Here is a 25936-nt window from a genome sequence, read left to right as displayed (position 1 = left end):
TCCTCATGCTCCGGGATTCAGGCACTATTTATCGGCGTCACGCATCATGGGATGGTCGCCGGCTTTAAACACCCAGAAATGCCAGTGCCAGTGAATAGCGGCAACGCGCAGCAGCAAAGTACTTACAACACAGAGCAGCATGGCTAGGTGGATATTGTGGAAAAAAGTTTCAGTGGCAATGTACACCAGACCACCTGCGACACAGGTCATGGCATAGAGTTCACCGCGTAGCACCAGCGGGATTTCCCGGCAAATCACATCGCGAATCAACCCACCGAATACGCCGGTCATCACGCCCATAAACACCGCCACAAAAGGCGTGGTACCATAAGCGAGTGCCTTTTGCAGGCCCATCATGTTGAAAAATGCCAGTCCGATGGCATCAGCCAGCAACAGGTAGCGCATGGGAAACCAGTGGGTAAAGCGCAACAGCATCATGGTGGACAGCGCGGCGGCGAGGATCACAAGAAAGAAATTCTTGTCCGTTAACCAGTAAACCGGCACGTTCAGGATCATGTCCCGCAAAGTTCCACCACCAATGGCGGTTACCGCTGCCAGTACTAAAACGCCAAAGCCATCCATGCTTTTTCTGAAGGCCATTAAGGTGCCGGATATGGCAAATACCGCTACTCCGGCCAGGTCCACCCAATATAACCAGCTATTCAATTTCTGCTCTCGTTATTCATTTATGCCCACAGACTAATGCAAAAATTATAAAAATAAAGCTTGCGATAAAATCTACCGCTATGGTAATTGTATAAAAAGTGACGAAAACCGATGCCCCGGCATCCCAAAAACAGAAGACTAATGATCCCAACTCTTACCATTAACCCAGGCAAAATGCAGACTGTTCTTAACAGCCTCGTTGTCGTGGTCGTGGTGATTATTAGCTCGCTGCGGGGTCGGCTATAGGTTTTCGAAAATACCGAATTTAGCAAAACCCCCGCACGAAAGTCCGGGGGTTTTTTCGTTTTAGGGCCACTGAAAAAGTAAATGTTATGAATGGTGCAGAATACATATTGGCGTTTTTAGAGAAACAAGCTTGTCAACGGGTTTTTGGTTACCCCGGTGGAGCGGTTATGCCGCTTTACGATGCCATGCTGGATTCTCCGGTGAGCCATTACCTTACCCGGCATGAACAGGGTGCGGCTTTCGCCGCCATCGGCCAGGCCCGCAGCAGTAACCAGACCGCTGTTTGCATCGGCACATCTGGCCCCGGTGCCACCAACCTGTTAACGGCAGTCGCAGACGCCAAGTTAGATTCTGTGCCGCTGCTGGTATTAACCGGCCAGGTACCCACCAGCGCCATGGGCAGCGATGCCTTTCAGGAAGTGGATGTTCTGGGTTTATCCCTGAGCATCACCAAACACAGCTTTGTAGTCGAACGCATTGAGCAATTACCGGAAATTTTGCAATCCGCCTGGGATCTGACCATCGAAGGCAGACCGGGTCCGGTATTAGTGGATATACCCAAAGACGTTTTTCTGGCTGAACTAAATGCGCAGCCAGAAACAGTATCCAAACCAGGTAAAGAGAATTTTAATTCTTCTATAAACGAGCTGGATAACAACAACTTACAATCTATCGCCATTGCCAATCAATTGTTGAAATCCAGTCAAAAACCGGTGCTTTATGTGGGAGGTGGCGTAGTAATGGGTCACGCTCAGCAGGCCCTGAATGAATTTTTGCAAGACACAGGTATGCCAGCCGTTTCCACCTTAAAAGGCCTGGGTACGGTGGACAAAGATTATGCACTGAATCTGGGCATGTTAGGAATGCACGGCTTGCCGCCTGCTAATTATGCGGTTCAGGAAGCCGATTTATTGCTGGTCGCAGGAGCGCGTCTGGATGACAGAGCCACCGGCAAGCTCAACGAATTCGCCCCCAACGCCAAACTGATCCATATCGATATTGATGCCGCGGAAATAGGTAAGCGCCGCGCGGCTGATGCAGCCATCAAAGCGGATATCAAACAGGTACTGCCAAAGTTATGCCGTGAGATACAGTTCGCCGACTGGCAAGCCAGATGTGCAAACCTGCAACAACAATACCAGCAAAATTATGTGTTTTCGCCGCAGGAGCAACAGATTTCCGGCCCTAAATTACTGCGTATGTTAAGTAATAAACTAAACCACAGTGATATCGTGTGCTGTGACGTAGGCCAACATCAGATGTGGGTGGCGCAACATATTCAGTTTTCCTCTCCCACCAGTCATCTGAGCAGCGGCGGCCTGGGCACTATGGGATTTGGTTTACCGGCCGCCATTGGAGCGCAACTGGAAAACCCGCAGAAAAATGTGGTGGCTGTGTGTGGTGATGGCTCTTTTATGATGAATATCCAGGAGTTAGCTACGCTTAACCGCTACCGTATCCCGGTAAAAATTCTGGTAATGGATAATCAGCGCTTAGGCATGGTGAAACAGTGGCAGGAATTGTTTAACGAGGAACGCTACAGCGAAACCAATCTGTCGGACAACCCGGAGTTTTCCAAAGTCGCCCAAGCCTTTGGATTAGAGGCCGATGTGCTGGAGTCTGTTGCCGATGTCGAAGCGAAACTGGACTGGTTTTTACAGTCTGATTCACCCAGTTTATTACACGTCAGATTAAGCTCTCAGGAAAATGTCTGGCCAATCGTGCCACCCAATACAGCAAACCACAACATGATGGAGGAACACCATGCAATATCAAATTGAACTGCAATTACACAATCAACCCGCAGTATTAGAACGCGTCCTTCAGGTGGTGCGCTATCGACAATTTCATCTCGAAGGTATGCAAATGCAGCCGGAAGGACAGGATAAGTTGACAGTTCAGTTAAAAGTTTCTGGGCAACATTCCATCAACATACTAACCAGCCAACTGAATAAGTTGTATGATCTGGCTCGCTTAACTATTCAACATGAGATGCCGCTCAAGGCGACGGCATAAACTAGGAAATAACAATGTCTAAAAAACTTGCAGATCACATCTGGTTCAACGGTGAAATCATTCCCTGGGAAAAAGCCACGGTTCACGTATTAACTCACGCCATTCACTACGGCTCTTCAGTCTTTGAAGGTGTGCGCGCTTATGATACGCCAGATAAAGGACCTTGTGTGTTCCGAATGCAGGAGCATACCCGCCGTTTGTTCGATTCTGCCAAAGTATATCGCATGACTATCCCCCACACTCAGGATGACATCAATGAAGCAACCTTAGCCATTCTGAGAAAAAATGAATTGAAATCCGCCTACATTCGTCCTATCGCCTTTTATGGTGATATCGGTATGGGCCTGCAGGTACCCTTCGGTACGGAAGTGGATCTGGCGATTGCGGCATTCCCCTGGGGTGCATACCTGGGTGATGAAGCCCTGAAAAACGGGGTTGACGCCGGTGTTTCTTCCTGGAACCGTCTGGCAGCCAATACCATGCCCACGGGTGCCAAAGCCGGTGGTAACTATATGTCTTCGCAGCTGATCTCGATGGAAGCCCGTCGTCACGGCTACGGCGAAGGTATTGCACTGGACGTAAACGGCTACGTCAGTGAAGGTGCCGGTGAAAATCTGTTTGTGATCCGCAACGGCGTGGTAGCCACCACACCTAAAACTGCGGCGATCTTGCCAGGCATCACCCGTGACACGGTTATGACTTTATTGCGCGAAATGGGCTATGAAGTACGCGAAGAAAACATTCCACGTGAATCTCTATACCTGGCTGATGAAGTGCTGATGTGTGGTACCGCCGCCGAAGTTACGCCAGTGCGCAGTGTTGACGGCATTCCGGTCGGTAACGGTGGCCGTGGCCCAATAACCGAAAAAGTACAGGACGCTTTCTTTGGTCTTTTCAATGGAAAAACTGAAGACAAGTGGGGCTGGTTAACACCAGTAGAATAAACATTCTTAAATTAACATATTGATATAGGTAGTAAAAATGCCAAAACGACTGCGTTCAGCAACCACCACTCACGGTAGAAACATGGCCGGCGCCAGAGCACTCTGGCGTGCAACAGGGATGAAGGATAATGATTTCGGCAAACCCATTATTGCGATTGCCAACTCCTTCACCCAGTTTGTGCCGGGCCATGTGCACCTCAAAGATTTGGGGCAACTGGTTGCCAGAGCAGTCGAAGAAGCCGGCGGTGTTGCCAAAGAGTTCAACACTATCGCGGTGGACGATGGCATTGCGATGGGACACGGTGGCATGCTGTATAGCCTGCCTTCCCGTGACCTGATCTCAGACTCAGTGGAATACATGGTGAACGCCCATTGTGCCGACGCCATTGTGTGTATCTCCAACTGCGACAAAATCACACCCGGGATGCTGAACGCGGCTATGCGTTTAAATATCCCCACAATTTTTGTTTCCGGTGGTCCAATGGAAGCCGGAAAAACCAAACTTTCTGACCAGATCATCAAGCTAGACCTGGTGGATGCCATGGTAGCAGCGGCAGACGATAAGGTATCTGACGAAGACACTGCGCAAATTGAGCGCTCTGCCTGCCCCACCTGTGGTTCCTGCTCAGGTATGTTTACCGCCAACTCCATGAACTGTCTGACCGAAGCTCTGGGGCTATCCCTACCGGGCAATGGCTCGTTACTGGCCACACATGCTGATCGTGAAAAACTGTTTATTCAGGCAGGGCAGCAAATTGTAGCTATGTGTAAAGCCTACTATGAGCAGGACAATGACAGCATGTTACCGCGTAACATTGCCAACTTTAACGCCTTTGAAAATGCCATGAGTCTGGATATTGCCATGGGCGGTTCCACCAACACGATATTGCATTTATTGGCAGCGGCCCAGGAAGGTGAAATTCCCTTTACCATGGCTGATATCGACCGGTTGTCCCGTAAAGTTCCCCATTTATCTAAAGTGGCACCGGCAACTAATAAGTACCATATGGAAGACGTACACCGGGCCGGTGGTGTACTGGCTATTTTAGCAGAGCTGGAGCGCGGCGGTTTACTGCATTCCGACTCTCCACACGTTCTGGGAAGCACCATTAGTGAAGTAATCGCTAACTGGGATATAACCAATAATCAAAACAAGCAAGCGCTTACTTTCTATTCTGCAGGCCCAGCAGGGATACGTACCACTCAGGCTTTTAGTCAGAGTTGTCGCTACCCGGCACCAGACACAGATCGTGAGAACGGCTGTATCCGAAGCATCGAACACGCTTACAGCCAGGAAGGTGGACTTGCGGTGTTATTCGGTAACATTGCTGAAAATGGCTGTATTGTGAAAACCGCCGGTGTGGATGAGTCTATCTGGAAGTTTACCGGTCGGGCGCGCATTTATGAAAGTCAGGATGCGGCAGTAGAAGCCATCTTAAATGACGAAGTGGTGGCCGGTGACGCCGTTATTATTCGTTACGAAGGCCCTAAAGGTGGCCCTGGTATGCAGGAAATGCTGTACCCCACCTCTTATCTGAAATCAAAAGGCTTAGGCAAGTCGTGCGCCCTGATCACTGATGGCCGTTTTTCCGGTGGTACTTCCGGACTGTCGATCGGGCATTGTTCACCTGAAGCAGCCAGCGGTGGTGGCATTGGTCTGGTGGAAGAAGGGGATACCATCATTATCGATATTCCCAACAGAACCATTAACGTGGATTTGAGTCAGGACATATTAGAACAACGGCGTAACAGCATGGAGAGTTCTGCCAACCCCTGGCGTCCGGTTAATAGAGAACGCGCAGTCTCAAACGCACTGAAAGTCTTTGCAATGCTGGCCACCAGTGCCGACAAAGGTGCGGTAAGAGATATCGCTAAATTAAAGGACTAAGGGTATGAGTGATACTGAAGTTGTGGTATCTGACAGTGAATACCTGAAAAAAGTCCTGTTATCACCGGTTTATGATGTTGCCAGGAACACTGAACTGCAATACATGCAGCGTTTGTCCCAGGCAATGGGCAATGAAGTCTGGTTGAAACGTGAAGACCAGCAACCGGTTAAATCTTTCAAACTCCGGGGGGCGTACAATTGCATCACCCACCTGAGCGACGAAGCATTGCAAAAAGGCGTCATTGCTGCCTCTGCCGGTAATCATGCCCAGGGCGTTGCCTATTCCGCTTTTAAGAAGAAAATACGGGCTACCATCGTTATGCCGGAAACCACGCCCGACATAAAAATTGACGCTGTGCGCTCATTTGGTGGTGACTGGGTAAACATTATCCTGCATGGCACCAGCTTTGATGCTGCCAGTGACGAAGCCAGACGCCTGGCGGCAGAGCATGGTTACACCATGATCCCACCTTTTGACACACCGGACGTAATCGCTGGTCAGGGCACTATTGCCCGTGAGTTACTGGAACAAAACCCTCATCTGAATACGTTGTTTATCGCCGTTGGCGGGGGTGGTTTGGCTGCCGGAATCGCGGTATTTGTTAAACAGCTCAAGCCCGATGTTAAAATTGTTGCCGTCGAGGCGGAAGACTCCGCCTGCTTGAAAGCGGCACTGGCTGCAGGCAAGCCGGTAACATTACCTTCTGTGGGGATTTTTGCCGATGGTGTAGCCGTAAAAACCATGGGCACGGAAACCTTTCGTTTGTGTCAACGTCTGGTGGACGAAATTATCACGGTTAACAGCGACGAAATCTGTGCGGCTATTAAAGAGATTTTTGAAGACACCCGGGTTATCGCTGAACCGGCTGGAGCTTTGTCTGTTGCGGGTATAAGAAAGTACGTTCTTGAAAACAATATTAAAGATCAGAAGCTTGCCGGTATCTTGTGTGGTGCCAATATTAATTTTCACACACTGCGCTATGTTTCAGAACGTTGCGAACTGGGTGAACAAAAAGAAGCGGTATTTGCGGTGCGAATCCCTGAACGCAAAGGTGCCTTCAAAGAGTTTTGCGATATTCTGGGTAAACAGGCCATAACCGAATTTAACTACCGTTATTCCTCCGGTGACACTGCTCATATCTTTGTGGGCATTAAATTGCGTCGTGGCAAAGAAGAATACCGGGAAATCACCAGCAAATTAGATAACCGGGGTTACAAATGGTTTGATATGTCTGACAATGAAATTGCCAAATTGCATGTCAGATATATGGTGGGTGGCAGACCCCCTACTTTGCTGACCGAAAAGCTGTACTCCTTTGAGTTTCCTGAACACCCCGGCGCCTTGCTTAACTTTTTAACTACGCTGGGCGAACAATGGAATATTACCCTGTTTCATTATCGCAACCATGGCGCCGCTGAAGGCCTGGTGCTGGCGGGTTTTGATATTCCGGACGGTGAAGCCCCCTTGTTTAATCAACACCTGGAAAAGCTGGGTTACCACTATGAAGATCAAAGTGAAAACCCGGCCTACAAATTTTTTCTGTCTGATTTAAATGGCGTGTTCTGACAAACGGGAATAGCCTTTGGCTTATTCAAGCCAAAGGCTGCCTGCTCCAAACCTATACCAGTCATCAGTCACTGCTTCCGTCAGATTCCTGCGCAGCTAATACCGCTAAAAAACCCATCACTAACATCATAAAGGGCATACCAATCAGATTAAAGCTGGTTTCCAGATGCTGAGTCCACTGCATCCAGATCATCAACCCCCAACCAATCAATAGTGTCACAATAACCACGGGTAACCTGAACATGCGTTTCATTTTGCTTCTCCTCATTAAGTTGAGGTAATTTTAGCCACTTGCAATAATGCGCAGAAGTGGCAATAATGACAATTAAAGTGCCTTTATTGCCATCGGTAGACGATTTTGGCGTTTTAACAGTCTGTACGGAGAATCCCATGAAGACCATCAACATTATTGCCACGCCTAACTGCGTGTTTTCCAGCCTGACCGGCATTGTGGACTTTATGGAGTTTTGCAACATATTTTGGCGCTATCTGCATCCGGACTGTGATGAAAAACTGTTTCGCTGTCAGATATACAGCACCGAAGGCGAAGAGTTAAAAAGCGCGGCAGGTATTTCGATTAAAGCAAAAAATATCATGGACTACACACCGGGCGATGCGGTCTTTCTGGTGTCTATTTTTGCTCACAACCGTGCTCACATGGAGGCCTATCTCAATAGCTGCCATTGTGTAACAGAGGTTATTCGACAGGAACACCAACAAGGAAAGCTCATTGCCAGCTATTGCACCGGCACTTTTGGCCTTGCAAGAACAGGAGTTCTTAATGATATTCCCGCCACCACGGTCTGGTGGATGAAGAACCTGTTTAGCGAACACTTTCCCGATGTGCAATTAAAAATGGATGAACTGGTGGTTGTTCATGGCAACATCATTACCGGTGGCGCCACCACGTCTTACTTTAGTGTTTGCATGGCGCTGCTGGAAAAACTCACCAACGATATCTTCGCCACGCAAATGTCAAAATTACTGTTACTGGACAAACAACGATTGTCGCAGCAACCTTTTATTGATACCGCGTTTATCATCAATAAACACGACGCATTGGTAGAAAGCATTCAGGCCTGGATGATGAAACATTACGCTGAGCCGTTTTCTCTGGATGCAATCTGTGAACAGTTTGCCGTGACTAAGCGCACTTTAATCCGGCGCTTTAAAAATGCCTGCAACGAAACACCGCTGAATTACCTGCAGAAGATCAGAGTAGAAAAGGCCAAACACTATTTGGAATCCACGAATCTGCCTGTAGAACAGATTGTGTTTAAGGTGGGTTATGAGGATGTGGCTTCGTTTCGTAAATTATTTAACAACCACACACAGCTATCGCCGAAGAATTATCGCGAGCGCTTCGGCTTTGCGCATACCGAAGCGCAACAGGCCTAATCGGTGCTGTTTTCGATTTTTGCCGTGGCTGAGTTGGCTTTTTCCAGCTCTTCCATACGCGTTTCCAGCGCAATGAGTTTCTCACGGGTACGCTGCAAAACAGAGGTTTGCACATCAAACTCTTCTCTGGATACAAAATCCAGTCGACTCAGCTGATGCTGCAGCGCCTGTTTTACCTTGGCATCCACCCCTTCGGCCATTTGTTTCACACCGGGCGGAATGCTGTCTACCACTTTATTGGCAATTTCTTCCAGTTTCTTTGGATCAAGTACCATACTTACTGAGTCCTGCATCTTTTTTATGATTAACCACAGTGTGGAGGCTTTTTCTATGTATCTCAACTTTTTGTGTGGCATTGCACAGATTATTTTTGCCGACTCGTGTAAAATCAGCCGCCCTGATTTTCCCAGTTGACAGTCTGAGAAGCGAAACCCATGAGACTCAATCCGCAGCAAGATGATGCAGTTAAATATATTTCCGGTCCCTGCCTGGTATTGGCGGGCGCAGGCAGTGGTAAAACGCGGGTTATCACCAATAAAATTGCCTATCTGGTGCGGGAATGTGACGTACCGGCGCGCTATATCGCAGCCGTAACCTTTACCAATAAAGCGGCTCGTGAAATGAAAGAACGGGTCAGCCAGACACTGGGCAAAGCAGAAGCCCGGGGTTTAAAAGTATCGACGTTTCACACTCTCGGTCTGAATATCATCAAATCAGAAACCAGGGCTTTGAACATCAAGCCTGGTTTTTCTTTGTTTGATGATAAAGATACCCTGGCATTGCTTAAGGATCTCACTGAAGACACCATTGACGGTGACAAGGAACAGTTGTCCTTGCTGCAAAGCTGCATTTCCAACTGGAAAAACGATCTCATCACGCCACAACAATTGTTAAACCAGGTCAGCTCCACCGGAGAAAAAGAGTTTGCCCATGTTTATTTGCGGTATCAGGAACATCTGCAAGCCTACAATGCCCTGGATTTTGACGACCTGATCCTGTTGCCAACCTTATTGTTACAGCAAAACCAACAAGTCCGACAAAAGTGGCAGAACAAAATCCGCTATATGTTAGTGGATGAGTATCAGGATACTAATACCAGTCAATATGAACTGGTGCGACTACTGGTAGGTGAGCGGGCCAGATTTACCGTGGTGGGAGATGATGATCAGTCTATTTATTCCTGGCGTGGTGCCAAGCCGCAAAACCTGATCCTACTGAAAGAACATTACCCTAACCTGAGAGTGATCATGCTGGAGCAAAACTATCGCTCCTCTGGTCGTATTCTGCATTGTGCCAATATTCTGATCCAGAATAATCCCCATGAGTTTGAGAAACGCTTATTCTCGGAACTCAGTTACGGTGCAGAATTACGCGTTATCCAGTGTAAAAACGAGGATCACGAAGTAGAGCGGGTGGTGGCAGAACTGATGTCCCACAAGTTTATGAATGGCACCAGTTATAAAGACTATGCCATATTATATCGCGGTAACCACCAGTCCCGGCCTTTTGAAAAATCCCTGATGCTCAATCGCATTCCCTACAAAATCAGTGGTGGAATGTCGTTTTTTGGACGGGCAGAAATCAAAGACATCATGGCCTACCTGCGATTGCTGGTGAATCACGACGACGATACCGCGATGTTACGCGTAATCAACACACCCACCCGTGGCATTGGCCGGGCTACACTGGAAAAGCTGGGTAATCTGGCCAATCAACTGAAAATATCGCTATTTGAAGCGTCACTGTCATCGCAATTACCACAGGTACTCAGCGGCAAATCACTGGCCGCCGTACAGGGTTTTGGTCGCTGGATAGTAGAGCTGGCAGATAATGCCCAGCGCGGAGATACCCATGCTGCGTTGCGGGATCTGATCAAAGGTGCCAAATACGAAGAATGGGTCTATGAAACCAGTGCGTCACCCAAAGCTGCGGAAATGACCCTGGCCAATATCAGTACTTTATACGGCTGGGTACAGGGTATGCTGGAAGGCACGGATACCGATCCTCCCATGAGTCTGGTGGAAGTGGTTAACCGCCTTATTCTGCGGGACATGATGGAAAAGAACGAGGAAGAAGACGCCAGTGACGCCGTACAATTAATGACCTTACATGCCTCGAAAGGCCTGGAGTTTCCTTACGTATTTATGGTGGGTATGGAAGAAGGTTTGTTGCCCCATCAAAGCAGCATCGACGAGGACAATGTCGAGGAAGAACGACGTCTGGCCTATGTGGGAATTACCCGCGCGCAACGAGAACTCATATTCTCATTAGCAAAAGAGCGTCGACAGTTTGGAGAGATAAACTTTCCGGAACCCAGCCGCTTTCTGGATGAACTTCCGGTTGATGATGTCGTTTGGGAAACCAAAAAGCCGTCGGCCAGTAAAGAAGAAAAACAGAAAAAGGGCGAAGTCGGAATTGCCAATTTACGCAATATGCTGCGTTAAACCTGGCTCAGGCAGTCAATGGAATGACTTTTTCTTCATTTTCGACTTTTTTTTGATCCTGTTCGGCCTTCGGCTTGTCGATGGATTTATTCTGAAATTCGGTCAGAAACGAGCCCTACCCTAACTCACAGCCAATTCCCACCAATGCCTCACATTGTGCGGCATTCTCGATACCCTCTGCTATTAACTGGAAGCCAAAGTGTTGCGAAATCTGCTGCACTGACTGGATCAGCTTCAGGTTTTGTTCTGACCCGGGCAGCGAACGAATAAATTTGCGATCAAACTTCACGTAATCAAAGGGGTAAGAACACAGGTAGTTCAGGGATGCCAGGCCATTACCAAAGTTATCAAGCACCAGGGTAACCCCGGCTTTTTTGAGCATTTTAATAGACTGTAACACCTGCTGAGACTTGCGGTTTAATAAGGTTTCGTCGATTTCAATCACCAGTCTTTCCGGAGAAATACCCGACGACATGACATTCTCAATCAACTGATTGACCAGCGAAGCCTGCATCAGGTGATTACCTGAGAGGTTGATAGCAACCTTGTCGGTCCTGGAAATAAAAGGTACATCTTCCTGCTCAGACAAAATCTGACAGGCCTTTTCCAGCATGAAATTATCCATTTCCATCGTCATGCCACTGTGTTCGATAATGCGCACAAACTGATCTTTCTTTACACTGCCGATAGTCGGGTGCACCCAACGCACATAACATTCATGGTAAATGGTCTCATCACTGCCCAGGTGGATCACCGGCTGATAATTGCAATCGAATGCTTTTAACTTTAACGTGCGGCGGAAGTCATTTTCCAGCTCCAGCTCTTCCAGCAGTTTTTCACGCATACTCTGGTCGAACATCACATAGCGACCACGCCCCAGTGATTTGGCCTGGTACATTGCGGAATCGGCGTCACGAATAATTTCATCGGCACTTTGATACCAGCTTTCAACGTAAGCAATACCGATACTGCCGCCTGAGTACATTTCTGAACCATCCAGACAGAAAGGTTTGCTCAGGGTTTCCAGAATGCGCTGTGAAACCTCTTCAACATCTTCATCGTCGTCAAAGTTGTCCAGCAGGATCACAAATTCGTCTCCGCCCAGTCGGGCTAACAAATCGTGCCCCCGGATGCACTGATCAACCCGCAAGCTCACTTCAATTAAAAAGCTGTCGCCCGCGTGGTGACCCAAGGTGTCGTTGATTAATTTGAAACGGTCCAGGTCGATAAACAACAGCGCAAATTTGTTCTCAGGGAAACGCTGTTTGTTGGCCAATGCCAACTCCAGTCGATTGAGGAACATAGCGCGGTTAGGTAATCCAGTTAACGCATCGTGATGCGCATCGTGGATCAGCTTTAATTCGATTTGCTTACGCTCTTCGATTTGTTTTTTCAGGTGGGCATTGGTTTCATCCAATTCCTGAGTGCGCTCTTTGACCCGGGAAGACAGTTCGTTGTTGTAAGCGTAAATCGCTTCAGCTGCCTTTTTACGCTCCAGTGCTACCGCAATATGGTGAGAAACAAAGCGCAATAATTCCAGATCTTTAAAACCATAGGTGTAATCTTCGTTATAGGCCTGAATCCCTATAACGCCCGACACTTCGCCATCGACAATCAGAGGTGCGCCAATCCAGGAGTTTTTACTGGCCAACATGCGCCCAGCAATATCCGGGCATAACAAACCTTCTTCGGCAAGTTCCTGCGCACGTTTTGCATCTATCAGTTCGGCATGGCCATGTTTGAGTACATATTCCGTCAGCCCCAGGCCCAACGGTCGGGGGGTGGCCGCCTTACTCTTTTGATCACTGAAATAGGGAAAGCGTAAGAACTGGCGTTCTTTATCCAAAGTGGCAATATAAAGGTTAGGAGCATGAATAAGACGAGCCAGGATATCGTGCAGATTGGCATAAAAATCAGGGATATCACCTTCCATCGTGGCGGAAAGCTCTGATATTTCAAATAAAGCCTGTTGCAGAGATTCTATTTTCTGGCGTTCTTTGATTTCTTCCTGCAACTCGTTGTTAATGTCGCGCAATTGTTTAGTACGCTGTCTGATCGTCTTTTCGGTTAACTCACGGTTTTTAACCCGATCCACTGTGGTTACTATGTGCTGCGACACAAACAGTAAAATATCCAGATCGTCTTCGGTGTAGCGAACCGCATCGTCATAGCTTTGTACCGCCATCACACCAATAATGCGTTGACCTCGCTTCAGCGGCACACCAATCCAGTCAACGGGCCGGGTACCCAGCTTGCTGATACCGATCTCTTCAACTTTCTGATCGTAGTTCTCTTTGGTGAGGAACAGATGATTACCGGTTTCTAATACATAGCCGGTGAAACCATCTTTTAACTTTTCCGCGGGCATTTCGTTCATAGTGAGTTCGTCGAATTCATCAACGAAGTAAACGAAATCTACCATGCTCTCGCTGTCATCGTAGAAAGCGACATAGAAATTACGAGCATGCATAAAACTGGCGATAATGTCATGGACAGCAGAATACAGGCGTGACAATTCGCTAACTGAACTGGAGAGTTCAGAAATATCGAATAACGCTTTTTGAATGGCTTCGGCGCGCTTGTACTTCTCTGTCACCTTTTGAAGCTGCGGGACCAACTCTCGCAATTCGTCCTCAGACAGTACGCCAGCCTGATTATTTTGTTCCATCACACATTGTTGTCAAAATTTAATTATAATTATTCGCCAGAATAGACGTTGCTAAAAATAACGTAACATTAACAAAAAGGCCACCTTTGAGGTGACCTTTTCTTAGAATATTTGGAATGAAATTAATGCAAAATTGTGACTTTTTACTCAAAGCTGTTTTGTATTACATTCGCCTGGAGAAATTAATTACACCAATTTAACAAAGGCTATCGGGTGTCTGTTATTCCATCATAAATTCGATGGCAGCCTTGATGTCATCATCAGAGCAATCGCCACAGGTTCCTCTGGGAGGCATACCTCCGATACCGTTCAGGGCGTTTTGCCAAACCGTTTCAAAACCTTTCTCATCTACCCGCGCCTGCCATGCAGCCGCATCACCTTTTTTAGGGGCACCTAAAACCCCACTGGCATGACACGCAACACAAGAGGCATTATAAATATCTGCGCCAGAACGCGGCCCTGCCGCTGCAGCAGATTCAGCAGCTGCACCAGCCACATGAACGCTACCTACCGGCTTGATACGCTCTTTTATCTCTTCATCAGTATCTTTCTTTGCTCCGTGTGCCACAGAAACAAACATGCAGGTAGTTAAAATCAGGGTAAGCAGTTTTTTCATATCTTTTATTCCGCGATGACTTTCGTAAACCATAGTTAATAAACTGTAACGATTATAGCCAGTTAAAACCTGCCGACAACCGGAAACTGGAATATCAGGCCTGCTAATTAGTTTTTATTTTAGGAAAGCCCACAAAGCGGTTGCCTGAATGGCCCGACATCCGTATTATTAGCGCCCGGTTACGCACCCGTAGCTCAGCTGGATAGAGCGCTGCCCTCCGGAGGCAGAGGTCAGAGGTTCGAATCCTCTCGGGTGCGCCATCCTTCCAGAAATTCATTCATAGCTTCCTGCTACGTAAAATCTAACGTTTAATTTTTTTGAATCAGTGCCAGTACCTTTTTCTACCAGGCGTACAGGGTACGTCGTATCAATCTTTAAATAAGCAAACTGTGCGGAAATCATAATACAGCAAATTTATAGGCCATTTCGTACAGGGATGATTGTGTTGGCGAGTTCCTGTTGGTTGTATCGTTGATTCATGCTCTGCCAAACGAGTAGAGCAGCATTACAGCGACTATTGTCGCCAGTCTCAGATTATTTTTATGGCTGCAGCAGCGGATGAATTTTTTCACAATTTGTTCAAGTAAATTTAGTCATTGGAAGGCTTTACTGGTATTATTCTTTCAAAAGGTGCCTTTTTTAGTCATGAAAATTGCTGACACAAGTGTTTTGTCGCGTTGAAATTGATGGCCGTTGATTGAAGGACCTTAATAATGATTATTGTTCCCAAGGAAACGTGCACTATATGCTTGAAAAACAAAGACACCATTTATTGTTGGAGTTGCTGGCCGAAAGTGGTTTTGCGTCCGTGCCTACGCTGTCCTCACAACTGAGAGCATCTGAGGCTACCATACGACGTGATTTGACCAAGCTTGCGAAACGCAACCTGCTGACCAAGATCCGCGGTGGCGCTCAGTCAAACAACCCGGTAGGGTCAACAAAAGGACGAACCCATTTAAAAGGCTCCGTTTTTTTGGTGGATGCCGAAACACATCAGGACAAAAAGCAAGCCATTGCCGCCAAGGCAGTGTCATTGTGTGAAGACGGCGAGTCCATCATTATCAATGGCGGTAGCAGTACCTATATGATGAAGGACGCGCTGTATAGTCGCCATCTGAATATACTGACGAACTCGTTTGCTTTAGCCACCGAACTGGCAGAAAACAGTGATTGTCAGATTACGTTACCGGGTGGAGAGATTTACCGCAAACAAAGCATCATATTAAGCTCATTTGACAATGACTGTATCCCCAATTACCACGGCTCCAAAATGTTTATGGGCACTCCCGGCATTAGCGAGTTCGGCCTGATGGAAACAGATCCTTTGCTGATCCTTTCTGAGCGCAAATTGTTGAAACAAGCCGATCAACTTATTGTTTTGGCCGACAGTTCTAAAATTGGAAAGCGCAGTAGTTTGATCTTGTGCGAGCTGGAAGAAGTAGACGTGCTAATCACCGATGATGGCGTCACTGAAGAACAGCTGGATATGCTGAAAAAGCACAACGTGGAAGTTATTCTCGCACCAGTGGCTCGCAGCAATTAAGCAAAGTAGCAGCCCTGATGCACTGCCGATAAGGCATCAGGGTGTGAAAGGTTGCGCCATAAACCCTTCAATCAGGGTGGCAATCTCCTGGTGAGACTTTTCTCCTGACGTAAACCCAATAATGGCGACATGTCGGTTGCCCTGCATCCCTTTAACCGTATAACCCTGTTCCGGTCCGGTGCGACCAAAACTGTACAGATCCATATTGTGAACATTGCCATCCAGAATCTGACGATGATTCTCGTTAGGGGCATCATCTTCCGGTGTCTTCGCAAAAAACATCACATCCCTGACCTTGGGATCGCCAATGTATATCCACTCCGGAGTGAAATCATCCAGCTCCCCCGCTACGGTAGGAATGTGCCTGACACCATCAGCAGTGACGAAAAAATCTTCAGCATCTGCACTCCCTCCGGCGACCGTTTCAAGAATAAAGGGATAGGCTTTACCCGAAGACTCCAGAACTTCAACAGCGATGCGATCTGCAAAAAAGTGATACCGAAAGGTGAAATACGGATTGCTGGACTCCAGTATAACCACATCGCCCTGGATAATATTATTGACAACCCTGGTCACCGAGCCGCTATCGCGACCCGCGTGACCAAAGCCCCCCACGCTATTTGGAAATCCACGGTATTCGCCTTTGGGGCCCGGAGGCAGGTACGAAGCAATCCAGTCGTTGCCTTGAGAATCAATGAAACTCTTAAACCCTGATATGCCATTGCCCTTTTCAAAATACACGGTTCCCATCGGCATAGTAATTTTATAGGTGTCACTTCCGTGCCAGTCTGTTTCACTGAGCGTGACCGGTTGAGCAACACTGAGGCTGGAAGCCAACAAAACCAAAAGACCCAACACCATAAACAACAAAACTTGCATAAAAATTTCCTAAAATTAACTGTGCTTCGGGCACCACATCCGCAAAAACCAACCTTTCAACAGCATGACATTGCCGGCTACAGTTCAGCCAGTGCACGCCATTGAGTGCGATACGACGTCAGTCCTGAAAGAGTCGATTTGTGTACTTCTCGTAATCCGAGTTCACATTGAGCATTATCCCAATGAGTTAAACAGGCAGCACCTTGCACGGTTCCGGTGCTGTCGCGGGACAAAAATACCGGCTGCTCAGTGCGTAACTGAGCCACAAGTTCGCATAACAACGGGTTTTTCAAAAAAGCACCTTCAATGAATACCGATCCCTGTGTGCCCAGCATATCCAGCTGATAGTCAATCATCAGCGCACAGTAGAGCGTTGCCAATGCAATGCCGCTTATCTGATTAATATCACCGACAAAGCGCCCTTTTTTTCCGCCAAAAGGTCCACTGCCCTCACTGAAATCCGGCAATGCAAACACCGATTGTTGGATAATGTGCGCTACATCCTGATTGCTGAACTGCTCACCAAGCCAGGAGCCGGCTTGCTCGCAAATAACTTCAAACTCTCGCCCGCCCATAAACCGGGCGCAGGCTACCGGCTGACCAGTCACATCAATGTTGGCGAGCATATCCTTGTCGGCATTCAACTTGTCCAATGGTGTTCGGGAAGCCATTAATATGGTCCAGGTACCCGTTGAAATTACCGTAAAAGGAGCATCGCCCTGTGTCAGGCGGTAACGTAAAAAACTGGCATTGCTGTCGTGAACGCCATTAAAAAAACGACAATCAGCGCTAAGGCCCAGCTGTTGAGACAACGCCGGTAACAGCTGACCACATTCATGCCAGGCGGGTTTCACGGGCGGCATTAGTTGGCGCAGACCTAACTTGTCTACCAGTGCTGAATAGTCCCATCGCGAAAATGACCACAGATCGGTGTGGCAACCCAACGATGTGATTTCAGAATATCTCTGGCCGGTAAAGCGCCACACCCAATATTGGGGATACATGAGAATGTCGGTTACCTGAGAAAATTGTTCCGGAAAACTTTGCTTTAACCAGTGCAGTTGTCGGCCCAGATTCAGTCCCGCCGGCAAATCCGGAGAGTAAGCTTCACTAAAATTTGGTCGCAAGGCACTGTAATCCGACGTGTCGCTTTGAACCCCCGGAAATTCATAATCCAGTATCGGAAAAACTAACCCACCATCAGCGTCGTTTTCGCGATTTATCAAGGCAGCGGTGGCGCCGTGAGTGGTCACCGTCAGCGCCGCAATGTGATATTCCTGCGCAACAGCTTTGATACCATCCATCAACCATTGCCAAATGACTTCAGTATTGAAACCTGGATAGTCCCCATAATTTACAACGCTGTTTTTCATCTGCCTGGAGAACACAGATTGAAAATCGCGATTTAACAGGTGCAGCTTGATATGGGTTTTGCCGATATCAATGACTACGGTATGTTGCGACGAGTTGTCTGGCATGCTTACCTTCTTAATTCCTGCTTAGCAACTGAGACTTTGCAATACTGCTTGGGCACGTTGTACGCCAAGTTCGGGGCTGGAAAATACGGGTGCAGTTAAGGCATCATCCGGTAAAGTACTCAGTACCCGTGCCATTGAAGCCTGCGCCAATACAATCGCATCGACACTTTTCATCCCCTCGGTTAACCCCTGAGCAACGATGCGATCATGAGTTTCGCCGTCTCCGGCCATGACCGCTTCAAATGCACCTTCGCAAAGGTACTCAACAATCTCTACCTCTTTGCCCTGCTGCGCTGCAACATTGCGCACCAGATCCGAAGTCGGCTTTAAGGTAGTAGGTAAAGTTGCAATAACTCCTACACGACGACCGGCATCAAGCGCTTTTTCCGCCATCGGACGGTCCACCCGCAACACCGGCTTATCGTAGAGCTGTGCAGCGATATCAACCGCCGGACCAATAGATGAACAGGTGACAAGAACAGCATCAGCACCGGCATCAAAACCGGAGCCTACCATAGTGATCAGGCGTCTCATGGAAGACTTTTCCAGAAAACCTTTGGCGATGGTATTTTTGATCAGACTTTCATCGACAAAATGCAGAATGCGTACATCCGGCATGATGCGCGCAGTCAACTCGTTAAACAATGGACTGAGTGTCGGTGAGGTATGAACTAAAGCTAACGTTTTCACAATAATTATCCTTCTAAAGTGTGCATGGCTGCGCATCGTCGGTATCGAATTCGCCGGCCAACCGGGCACAAAAATTTATCGGCCGTGATGATCTGCGCGATGTACCGGAAGCAATTGCCAGGTTACACATAATAAACCTATGATTATTCTGCCAGTTGACGACCACAACGCACAGATTCGAAAAAATTGGGCTGGCCCATCTGACCGCCTTTCAGCACCATTTCCAGACCATCGATGCTGGTATCCAGAGAGTGAATCTTCACCAGTGGTGCCCCCACTTCAATGGGCGCTTGCCAGGTCATGGCATCCGCGTTAAGTTGCGCAACACCATGACTGGAAGTGTCACCTCCGGCAAACAGGATGCGCTTAAGCCCGGTTTCCTGCACGACCTTTTTGGCTATTCGGCCCAGCGTCGCACCCAGCACTTCCCCGGCTGCTTCAGGTTGGCCGGACAGTGGCCCTTGAGCAGAATAAATAATGCAGCTTTTTTTCGCTGCCAGAGAAGCCAGTGCAGCGGCGACTAAACGGCGCTCTTCTGCGTCGTCCCGGGTCAATGCCGTCATATCCACCGGTATGGCGTCATAGCCTTTGGATTTTGCGACTGCGATTTGCTCTCCGGTCACCGGTGAGCAACTACCACTCAATACCAGTAATTGTTCAACTGCCGAAGCAGGTGCCTGAATTTTATCTTCTTCGGTCAGCGACCTGTTGCGCCACTGAGACACGAGCGCTCTGGTAAGGCCCGAACTACCAACGGCAAAATGCATGTTGTTATTGGCAATCAGGGCTCCTGTCGCTGCCAGATCATCGGCGGATACACCATCAAAGAGGATTGCATCGACGTTGTTGCCAGCGCTTTCAAACTGGGTTTGCTGATTTTCTGCGTGCAAATCCGGCAGAGGCAGTAAGGATATCTTGCGCCCGGTTTGCTCAGCCAGATGCAATCTGAGATCAGCTTCCGCCATAGGTGTAACCGGATGGCAGGACATAGTCGGGTGCCGGTCGATGCGATACAAAGTGTCATTGGCCTTAGCAAACAGATTGCCAAATGCCACATAGCGCCCCAGATGAGGAGCCGCCACAACAATTGCCGCCGGGCCACCCAGCAAATCGACACCGATTTCCAGTGCCTTGCCGATAGAGCCCACCGTCGGGCTGCTGTCAAATGTCGAGCAGGTTTTGTAGTGCACCACTTCAGCGTGCTGTAACACGCTAAACATTTGTGGCAGCTTGTCTTGCATCCAACTCACAGAACGACTTCTGCTGTCACCGGCAATACCGATGGCTTTCACCCCTTCAAATCGTTGGTACAGCGCCTTGTCCGGAACCCGAAGAAACAATACTGCACTCACTCCCCCCTCAGCTAATTGTTCAAGCACATCAGTGGAGCCAGTAAAATCATCTGCGTAATAACCGTACAGTAATGCCACGTTATACTCCCAAAGCAGCCGCCAGTTCAGCATGATCTTTGGCAGCCTGAATCGCCGGGATACCTGAAATTGCCGCATCCCAGGCTTGTCTGAGTGCTGTAACACCCGCGGCAGGTCCCATTGGATGGGCCATTATGCCACCACCCGCAGCATACATAACATCAGTGGTACGCATTGCCTGAAAGGTCTTTTCCACCTGATGAACTGACTGGCCGGAAGAAAAAACCGGCATGATCTCACAGCCTTTGGCCGGAGCATCAAACATGGGTGTCAGGCACTCTCTGGCCGATGCGATAACACTGTCGTTGGATTCGCAGAATTTATTGTCGATGCCATTGACATGAGTGTGATCAATACCCGCCAGGCGCCAAAGTTTCTGGTAAGCGATGAAACTCATACCTATGGCTGGCGAGCGTGCCAGCATTCCCCAGCCATTGCGATGGCCGTGTATCGGCAATTGTGAATGTGCCCGAAGTACCTTCATGGCCGGCAGGCCAATGGAATTCAGGCTCGCCATGATACAGGTTCCCTCTTCAGCAAGTACTACATCGTGACGGGACAGCATTTCGTCTATCTCGCCGGTGAGGTTTGCAGCATACATCACCATTTTACCGGTTTTGTCGCGGTGTTCGCGGATCACGTTCATAACCGCCTTAACGCGCGCCTCAAAAGGACAGTGTGGCCCGTTTGCCTGTAACTCGTCATCTTTAATAAAATCGACACCGGAATCTAACAGCAGCTTTACCTGCTGCGCCGTCGCCTCAGGAGAAAATCCCACACTGGGTTTAATAATAGTACCGATGATGGGGCGGTCATAAACCCCCGCCAGTTTTCGCGTTCCGGCAACACCAAATTGCGGCCCCTGATAATTTTCGAGAAAAGCATCAGGTAATTTAATATCCAGCAGCTTCAGGCCGGAAAACGCTTTTAGTTCAGATAAATTGCCGGCGATGGTGGTTAAAAGATTTGGTAAAGAGAGCCCCATATTGGCAACGGGCCAGGACAATGTCACCCTGGCGGCCCGCCGTGTGGCATTGCGGTTTTTAGGTAAACCGGAGCCAGGCAAAGAGGCAGATTGCACCTCGCCCAGGTCGGTAATTTCTTCCACGCGTGCGGCATGTGCATCACGTAATTCGTCGGTTTCGCCAGGAACCCGAACAAAGGTGCCCGTTGATTGCTCTCCAGCCATTGTGTCTGCTGCCTCTTGCAGCGGGTAAGCAGTTTCGATCCAATAAGATGCTAAAATACGATCTGTTGTCATGGCATTGTAACGTACGCTAAGTACTCCTCGCTGATAACGTTGTAGTGAGAGTGAAAGTTTCGCGATCTAAACGAATACAGGCATGTTGCGTGATGTTCGTCACACAACATGCCTTTTTTACTATAGTTTGTGCTTAAAAGCTGACGCGTAGACCGGCGTAGAAGCTGCGTCCGATAGCATCGTAAACGCCCGCTGCTGTGCCTGTATCTGCGCTGCCACCTGGTAAACCTCCAATGATGGGCGGTGGAGTGGTGTCAAACAGGTTTTTAATCCCGAATGTCACTGTATAGTTCTCATCAAAGAAGTAATTAACCTGAGCATCTGCATAGACTTTTGCGTCAATCTTGAAGTTGTCTTTGCCTGCGTCTGCACCGTAGCGGTCCATCCAGTAAGTATCGTCAAGATATGACTCGCCGATATAGCGCGTGATCAGGTTCATATTCCAGGCGCCTTGCTGGTAACCGATGGCAATAAACGCCTTGTTTTCCGCATCACCCACCTCGCCGTCTGAACGGTCTGCTGCTTCGCCCTCAAGCGGGATAAGACCTTTTTCCAGCAGGTGCGTCCAGCTGAAATCAAGCGAAACATCACCGGAAAACATCTCGGTCGTGTAGCGCGCGGTGACATCAAAGCCTTTGGTCCACTGACCACCACTGTTTACCAAACCAACCGTTACCTGTTCAACAGAGCCGGCACTCCAGGGCGTGGCCGCCGCCGGACGACGGTCAACAAATTCACAGAAGCTGGCAATGCCATCGTTGTAACATTTATCAAGAATCACCGATGGATTCACACGGGAAATCGCATCTTCAATCTCAATGTCGTAATAGTCGAGAGAGAATGAAAGGTCACTGGTGGGTGTATACACGGCACCAATGGTATAGCTTTTCGCCGTTTCTTCTTTAATGCCCGGGTTGTTGGTCGACAAGAGTCCGACACCCTGTACATCAGATTGATTGAGGGTTAACGAACCGTTCTCATCAATGTTTTGCTGTACACCCGCTGCGGCGCGACAGTTCTCTGCCAGCGCACCGGTGTCGGCGTTGGTAATCCCTTCGCATGGATCGGTAATGGATGTTGTGGATACAGACTCCGCAGCAAACAACTCGCCAATGTTTGGCGCGCGAACCGCGTGAGCATAAACAGCGCGGAAGCGCAGTTCTTCAGTAGCAGACCATTCAATACCCGCGTTGTAGGCAGACACAGCACCCACCGTGGAATAATCTGACAGGCGGTACGCCGCGTTAAGGGTTACACCGTCAATCACCGGCGCTACGGCTTCGATATACACTTCAGAAACATCCAGCTCCCCGGCGGTATCAGTGTGCTGAATGTAACCGTTCATATTGCTATTCGTCAGCGGGTCAAAATAGTGCTCGCTTGATTCTTCGCGGTATTCAATGCCTGCCGCGATGGCCAGGGCACCGGCCGGTAATTCGAACACTTCACCGGTGACGTTCGCAGAGATGACCTGCATATCCTGCACAGCATTCTGATACAGGCTGCCCTCAACATAAGCAAGCATTTCCGGTGTCATGGTGCCTTCGCCGTAGAAGTTAACCGGTACACATCCGCGACCGCGTGCGTCGGCATCGACACAGATTGCATCAGTTGTGCTGCCGTCACCGTCCAGGTCATAGACGTCCTGGGCCACCGTGAGTGCGGCTTTCAGATTCGGGCCGTGGAAAAGCCCATCCATTCGACCGTCTAGCGTGGTGCGTCCATAAGAATAATGCAGATCGTATTCCCAGTTGTCGTTCAGATAACCTTCCGAACCAAGTACCACCCGGAACAATTCACGTTCGGTAGGCGTATCCCGCAGGCCATTTGGGCCAAACTGAGTCAGACGACGGTTAAGACCAACGTCCCGCAAGCCATCGTTATTTGAGTCAGTGGCGTTATCAATAATGATCTGTGGCAAAAACGGGTTTTGCGTCAGTGTGGTTTCGCCCGTCGCCGGGTTTAGAATATAGTTTTCCACATTGATGTTTTCACCGATACCCAGCACATCGTTGTTTGCAACAAAAGGCGATGGCTCAGCATAGCCTGACGTGGTTACCAAACCATAGTTGGATTCAATAAACAGTGTATGGTCTTCACTGACGTCATAACTACTGCGCAGTGCCACGGTAAAGCGGTCTACCGGCGATACAATCGTTTTGTAAGGTCTGCGATTAAAACGCTCTTCCTGGGTACCATTCCACACCACGGCATTACCGGCACTGTCAAAGGTATAGTTAACACCACCTGAGTTAACCACCCCACCCGCGATAACACCTGAGCGGCTAATGGTAGGCTCAAATACCGTGGCAGGATCCCGGTTGTTATGACCGAGGCTGGTGTAGTCTTCTGAAGTGCGATCGCGATCACTTGATCTCACTTCACCTTGTCTGCTCCAGCCAACATTGATCATAAAATTACCGCGGTCATTATCAAAGTTGTGACCCGCAGTCAGATCAAATTTGTACTGTTCGTCATCACCTTCTTCAGAAATGCCCGCCTGGCTGTTGAAGACAAGCCCTTCAAAATCTTTTTTGTATATGATGTTCACCACACCGGCAACGGCGTCAGAGCCATAAACCGCCGATGCACCACCGGTAAGTACTTCCACCCGGTCGATAAATTCTGTGGGTACCATGGACAAATCAACCTGGGTAGTTCCCGGAGAAGAGGCCACCATCCGCTTGCCATTGACCAGTACCAATGTTCTGTCTGCGCCCAGATTGCGCAGGTTCACGGTCGCAGAACCCACCGTGGTAATATCATCATTGGAAGTGCTTCTGCTGGCGCCGGCAATACCAAACGCCGGATTGTATTGCAGTGCTTCCTGAACATTGATTACAGCCTGGTCTTGCAACGACTCAGCATCAATAGTTTGTAGTGGTGTTGCCGCCGTCACATCGGCACTGCGAATACGCGAACCGGTAACAGCGATTTTCTCAACATCCCTGAGGTTTTCACCAGAGTTGCTTTCATTCTGCTCCTGGGCGAACGCCTGTCCGGTAAAAAACAAGGACGACGATAAACCGACTACAATTGCTGTCCGCAGCGGACATTTGTTGAATTTTTTCATAATAATATGTGCCCCATATTTTGATCGACTCAGCACGCTGAGTATGTATAGCTCTCTGCGACTGAAGCTATAGTAAAAACGAATCATCCAGAGGGTCTCCAGGACGTGCGCTTTACTACTGCTGAGCTCCCTGTTGCACAAACCAGGCAGCTAATCAGTTGTTGCATGGTTTCTCATTTAAAAATGCGCATGTCTAATCGCGCAAAAAGCCATTAACATAAAATTTACCTCATTAACAATCATGTTGCAACACCTAAATAATCATTTATAATCGTTACCCATCATTTAAGGTCATTTAAATAGCCTGAACGCCCGGATTTACCCTATTTCCAATCGGGTAACAGCGGATTCATTGGGCTTATATCATGCTGACTCAGGCAAAAGTCAGCCACTTATCTGAGCGATTAATGTCCAGAAACCCCATTTAAAGGCAGGATTCTGACAACAACAATAGATTATCACAGCAACCTATTTGAGTATTTATGAGTGTTTATGATTGTTATTTTAACAAATTCGATTGCGAAATGCTTAGAGCAAAAACAGTAATGTTAATTTTCTGTAGCGTTTTTGTTCACAAAAGACGGAGAATGCGATGCAAGTTTTAAACAGGAGGCAACTGTTAATTCAGGGCGGATTACTGCTGGGAGTGTCGCTTACCCCTTTGAGCAAATTGGCGCTTGCTGCTATTGAAGATAGCCAGTCCGGTTCCGGACACACTTTTCTGTCCGGTTCTCTCAAAACCACGCTTGCGATCATCACTGACATAATTATTCCCGCCACCGACACACCGGGTGCGGTTGCCGCAGGTGTTCCGGATTTTATAGAACAGATGTTGTCCCGTTGCGTGCACAGCATGGAGGCACAAGAGTGGCTTGCCGAATTCAGGAAGTTCCAGCTGGAATCCGGTTTTAATGCCTTGTCGAAGGAACAGCAACTGGCAGCGGTAAAGAGTCTGGATGAGCAATTGGGCCAGGTTCCCTTCTACAGCACCATCAAAGAGCTGACCCTGGTGGGCTATTACACCTCAGAAATTGGCGGCAGTGTTGAATTGCAGCACGATCCGGTACCCGGCCCCTATAACGAAATTCCACTGAAAAACATTGCACGCGCCTGGTCATAAGGAGAACCC

20 protein-coding genes and 1 tRNA gene are annotated in these 25936 nt (G+C 48.5%); 10 read left to right on the top strand and 11 right to left on the bottom strand.

All coding sequences use genetic code 11. From position 1 onward, the window contains the following. Positions 1–24: 24 nt before the first annotated feature. Positions 25–666 carry a trimeric intracellular cation channel family protein gene (locus LJ740_RS14425; protein ID WP_229529813.1) on the bottom strand — a complete coding sequence of 214 codons (642 nt, stop codon included), beginning with the start codon at positions 664–666 and terminating at the stop codon, positions 25–27. A 332-nt stretch (positions 667–998) separates the two neighbouring features. Here LJ740_RS14425 and ilvG point away from each other — a divergent pair, with 332 nt between their 5' ends. Genes ilvG through ilvA form a run of 5 tightly spaced genes read left to right on the top strand, consistent with a single transcriptional unit; the run spans position 999 to position 7327 of the window. After that, complete coding sequence (gene ilvG, locus LJ740_RS14420; RefSeq protein WP_229529812.1) at positions 999–2693, top strand: acetolactate synthase 2 catalytic subunit; 1695 nt, start codon at positions 999–1001, stop codon at positions 2691–2693. Continuing rightward, on the top strand, positions 2677–2928 hold the full coding sequence (ilvM, locus tag LJ740_RS14415) for an acetolactate synthase 2 small subunit (protein WP_229529811.1): 252 nt from the start codon (positions 2677–2679) through the stop codon (positions 2926–2928). The genes ilvG and ilvM overlap by 17 nt, the downstream gene beginning before the upstream one ends. Before the next feature lie 14 nt (positions 2929–2942). Continuing rightward, the gene (locus LJ740_RS14410) at positions 2943–3872 is read left to right on the top strand and encodes a branched-chain amino acid transaminase (protein ID WP_229529810.1); all 930 of its coding nucleotides are present in this window, start codon (positions 2943–2945) and stop codon (positions 3870–3872) included. Between the two features lie 37 nt (positions 3873–3909). After that, positions 3910–5760, top strand: coding sequence for a dihydroxy-acid dehydratase (gene ilvD / locus LJ740_RS14405; RefSeq protein WP_229529809.1), 1851 nt, complete (start codon positions 3910–3912; stop codon positions 5758–5760). A 4-nt stretch (positions 5761–5764) separates the two neighbouring features. Continuing rightward, a complete protein-coding gene (gene ilvA / locus LJ740_RS14400; RefSeq protein WP_229529808.1) occupies positions 5765–7327 on the top strand; it encodes a threonine ammonia-lyase, biosynthetic in 1563 nt (520 codons plus the stop codon). A 64-nt stretch (positions 7328–7391) separates the two neighbouring features. Here the strand turns inward: ilvA and LJ740_RS14395 are convergent, their stop codons facing one another. After that, positions 7392–7580 (bottom strand): hypothetical protein, encoded by a 189-nt coding sequence (locus tag LJ740_RS14395; RefSeq protein ID WP_229529807.1) that lies wholly within the window; start codon positions 7578–7580, stop codon positions 7392–7394. A 65-nt stretch (positions 7581–7645) separates the two neighbouring features. On the opposite strand from LJ740_RS14395, the gene LJ740_RS14390 reads away from it, so the two are divergent. After that, positions 7646–8725: a GlxA family transcriptional regulator gene (locus tag LJ740_RS14390; RefSeq protein WP_229529806.1), complete on the top strand. Its 1080-nt coding sequence runs from the start codon at positions 7646–7648 to the stop codon at positions 8723–8725. Here the strand turns inward: LJ740_RS14390 and ubiK are convergent. After that, on the bottom strand, positions 8722–9000 hold the full coding sequence (gene ubiK / locus LJ740_RS14385) for a ubiquinone biosynthesis accessory factor UbiK (RefSeq protein ID WP_229529805.1): 279 nt from the start codon (positions 8998–9000) through the stop codon (positions 8722–8724). The genes LJ740_RS14390 and ubiK overlap by 4 nt on opposite strands. Positions 9001–9159: 159 nt before the next feature. On the opposite strand from ubiK, the gene rep reads away from it, so the two are divergent. Beyond that, on the top strand, positions 9160–11169 hold the full coding sequence (gene rep / locus LJ740_RS14380) for a DNA helicase Rep (protein ID WP_229529804.1): 2010 nt from the start codon (positions 9160–9162) through the stop codon (positions 11167–11169). Between the two features lie 115 nt (positions 11170–11284). Here rep and LJ740_RS14375 read toward each other — a convergent pair whose 3' ends face one another. Further along, positions 11285–13837 carry a bifunctional diguanylate cyclase/phosphodiesterase gene (locus LJ740_RS14375; RefSeq protein WP_229529803.1) on the bottom strand — a complete coding sequence of 851 codons (2553 nt, stop codon included), beginning with the start codon at positions 13835–13837 and terminating at the stop codon, positions 11285–11287. A 220-nt stretch (positions 13838–14057) separates the two neighbouring features. After that, positions 14058–14453: a c-type cytochrome gene (locus LJ740_RS14370; protein ID WP_229529802.1), complete on the bottom strand. Its 396-nt coding sequence runs from the start codon at positions 14451–14453 to the stop codon at positions 14058–14060. A gap of 183 nt (positions 14454–14636) precedes the next feature. Here LJ740_RS14370 and LJ740_RS14365 point away from each other — a divergent pair. Next, a tRNA-Arg gene (locus tag LJ740_RS14365) sits at positions 14637–14713 on the top strand. 485 nt (positions 14714–15198) lie between these two features. Continuing rightward, the gene (locus tag LJ740_RS14360) at positions 15199–15996 is read left to right on the top strand and encodes a DeoR/GlpR family DNA-binding transcription regulator (protein ID WP_229529801.1); all 798 of its coding nucleotides are present in this window, start codon (positions 15199–15201) and stop codon (positions 15994–15996) included. 36 nt (positions 15997–16032) lie between these two features. On the opposite strand, the gene LJ740_RS14355 is transcribed toward LJ740_RS14360, so the two are convergent. The 6 genes from LJ740_RS14355 to LJ740_RS14330 form a co-directional block, all read right to left on the bottom strand. Continuing rightward, a complete protein-coding gene (locus LJ740_RS14355) occupies positions 16033–16875 on the bottom strand; it encodes a hypothetical protein (protein ID WP_229529800.1) in 843 nt (280 codons plus the stop codon). A 77-nt stretch (positions 16876–16952) separates the two neighbouring features. Beyond that, complete coding sequence (locus LJ740_RS14350; RefSeq protein WP_229529799.1) at positions 16953–18353, bottom strand: FGGY-family carbohydrate kinase; 1401 nt, start codon at positions 18351–18353, stop codon at positions 16953–16955. A 21-nt stretch (positions 18354–18374) separates the two neighbouring features. Next, a complete protein-coding gene (locus tag LJ740_RS14345; protein ID WP_229529798.1) occupies positions 18375–19043 on the bottom strand; it encodes an aspartate/glutamate racemase family protein in 669 nt (222 codons plus the stop codon). Between the two features lie 143 nt (positions 19044–19186). Further along, entirely contained in the window at positions 19187–20473 is a 1287-nt protein-coding gene (locus LJ740_RS14340; protein WP_229529797.1) for a four-carbon acid sugar kinase family protein, read from the bottom strand. Between the two features lies 1 nt (position 20474). Continuing rightward, positions 20475–21734 carry a ribulose-bisphosphate carboxylase large subunit family protein gene (locus LJ740_RS14335; RefSeq protein ID WP_229529796.1) on the bottom strand — a complete coding sequence of 420 codons (1260 nt, stop codon included), beginning with the start codon at positions 21732–21734 and terminating at the stop codon, positions 20475–20477. 133 nt (positions 21735–21867) lie between these two features. Beyond that, positions 21868–24807 (bottom strand): TonB-dependent receptor domain-containing protein, encoded by a 2940-nt coding sequence (locus tag LJ740_RS14330; RefSeq protein WP_229529795.1) that lies wholly within the window; start codon positions 24805–24807, stop codon positions 21868–21870. A 592-nt stretch (positions 24808–25399) separates the two neighbouring features. On the opposite strand from LJ740_RS14330, the gene LJ740_RS14325 reads away from it, so the two are divergent. Then, on the top strand, positions 25400–25927 hold the full coding sequence (locus tag LJ740_RS14325; RefSeq protein ID WP_229529794.1) for a gluconate 2-dehydrogenase subunit 3 family protein: 528 nt from the start codon (positions 25400–25402) through the stop codon (positions 25925–25927). Positions 25928–25936 lie beyond the last annotated feature (9 nt).

This window comes from Planctobacterium marinum, from assembly GCF_020687805.1.
Classification (GTDB): Bacteria; Pseudomonadota; Gammaproteobacteria; order Enterobacterales; family Alteromonadaceae; genus Planctobacterium; species Planctobacterium marinum.
The sequence above is the reverse complement of the archived record's forward strand: the minus strand, read 5'-3'. Positions and strand labels throughout refer to the sequence as shown.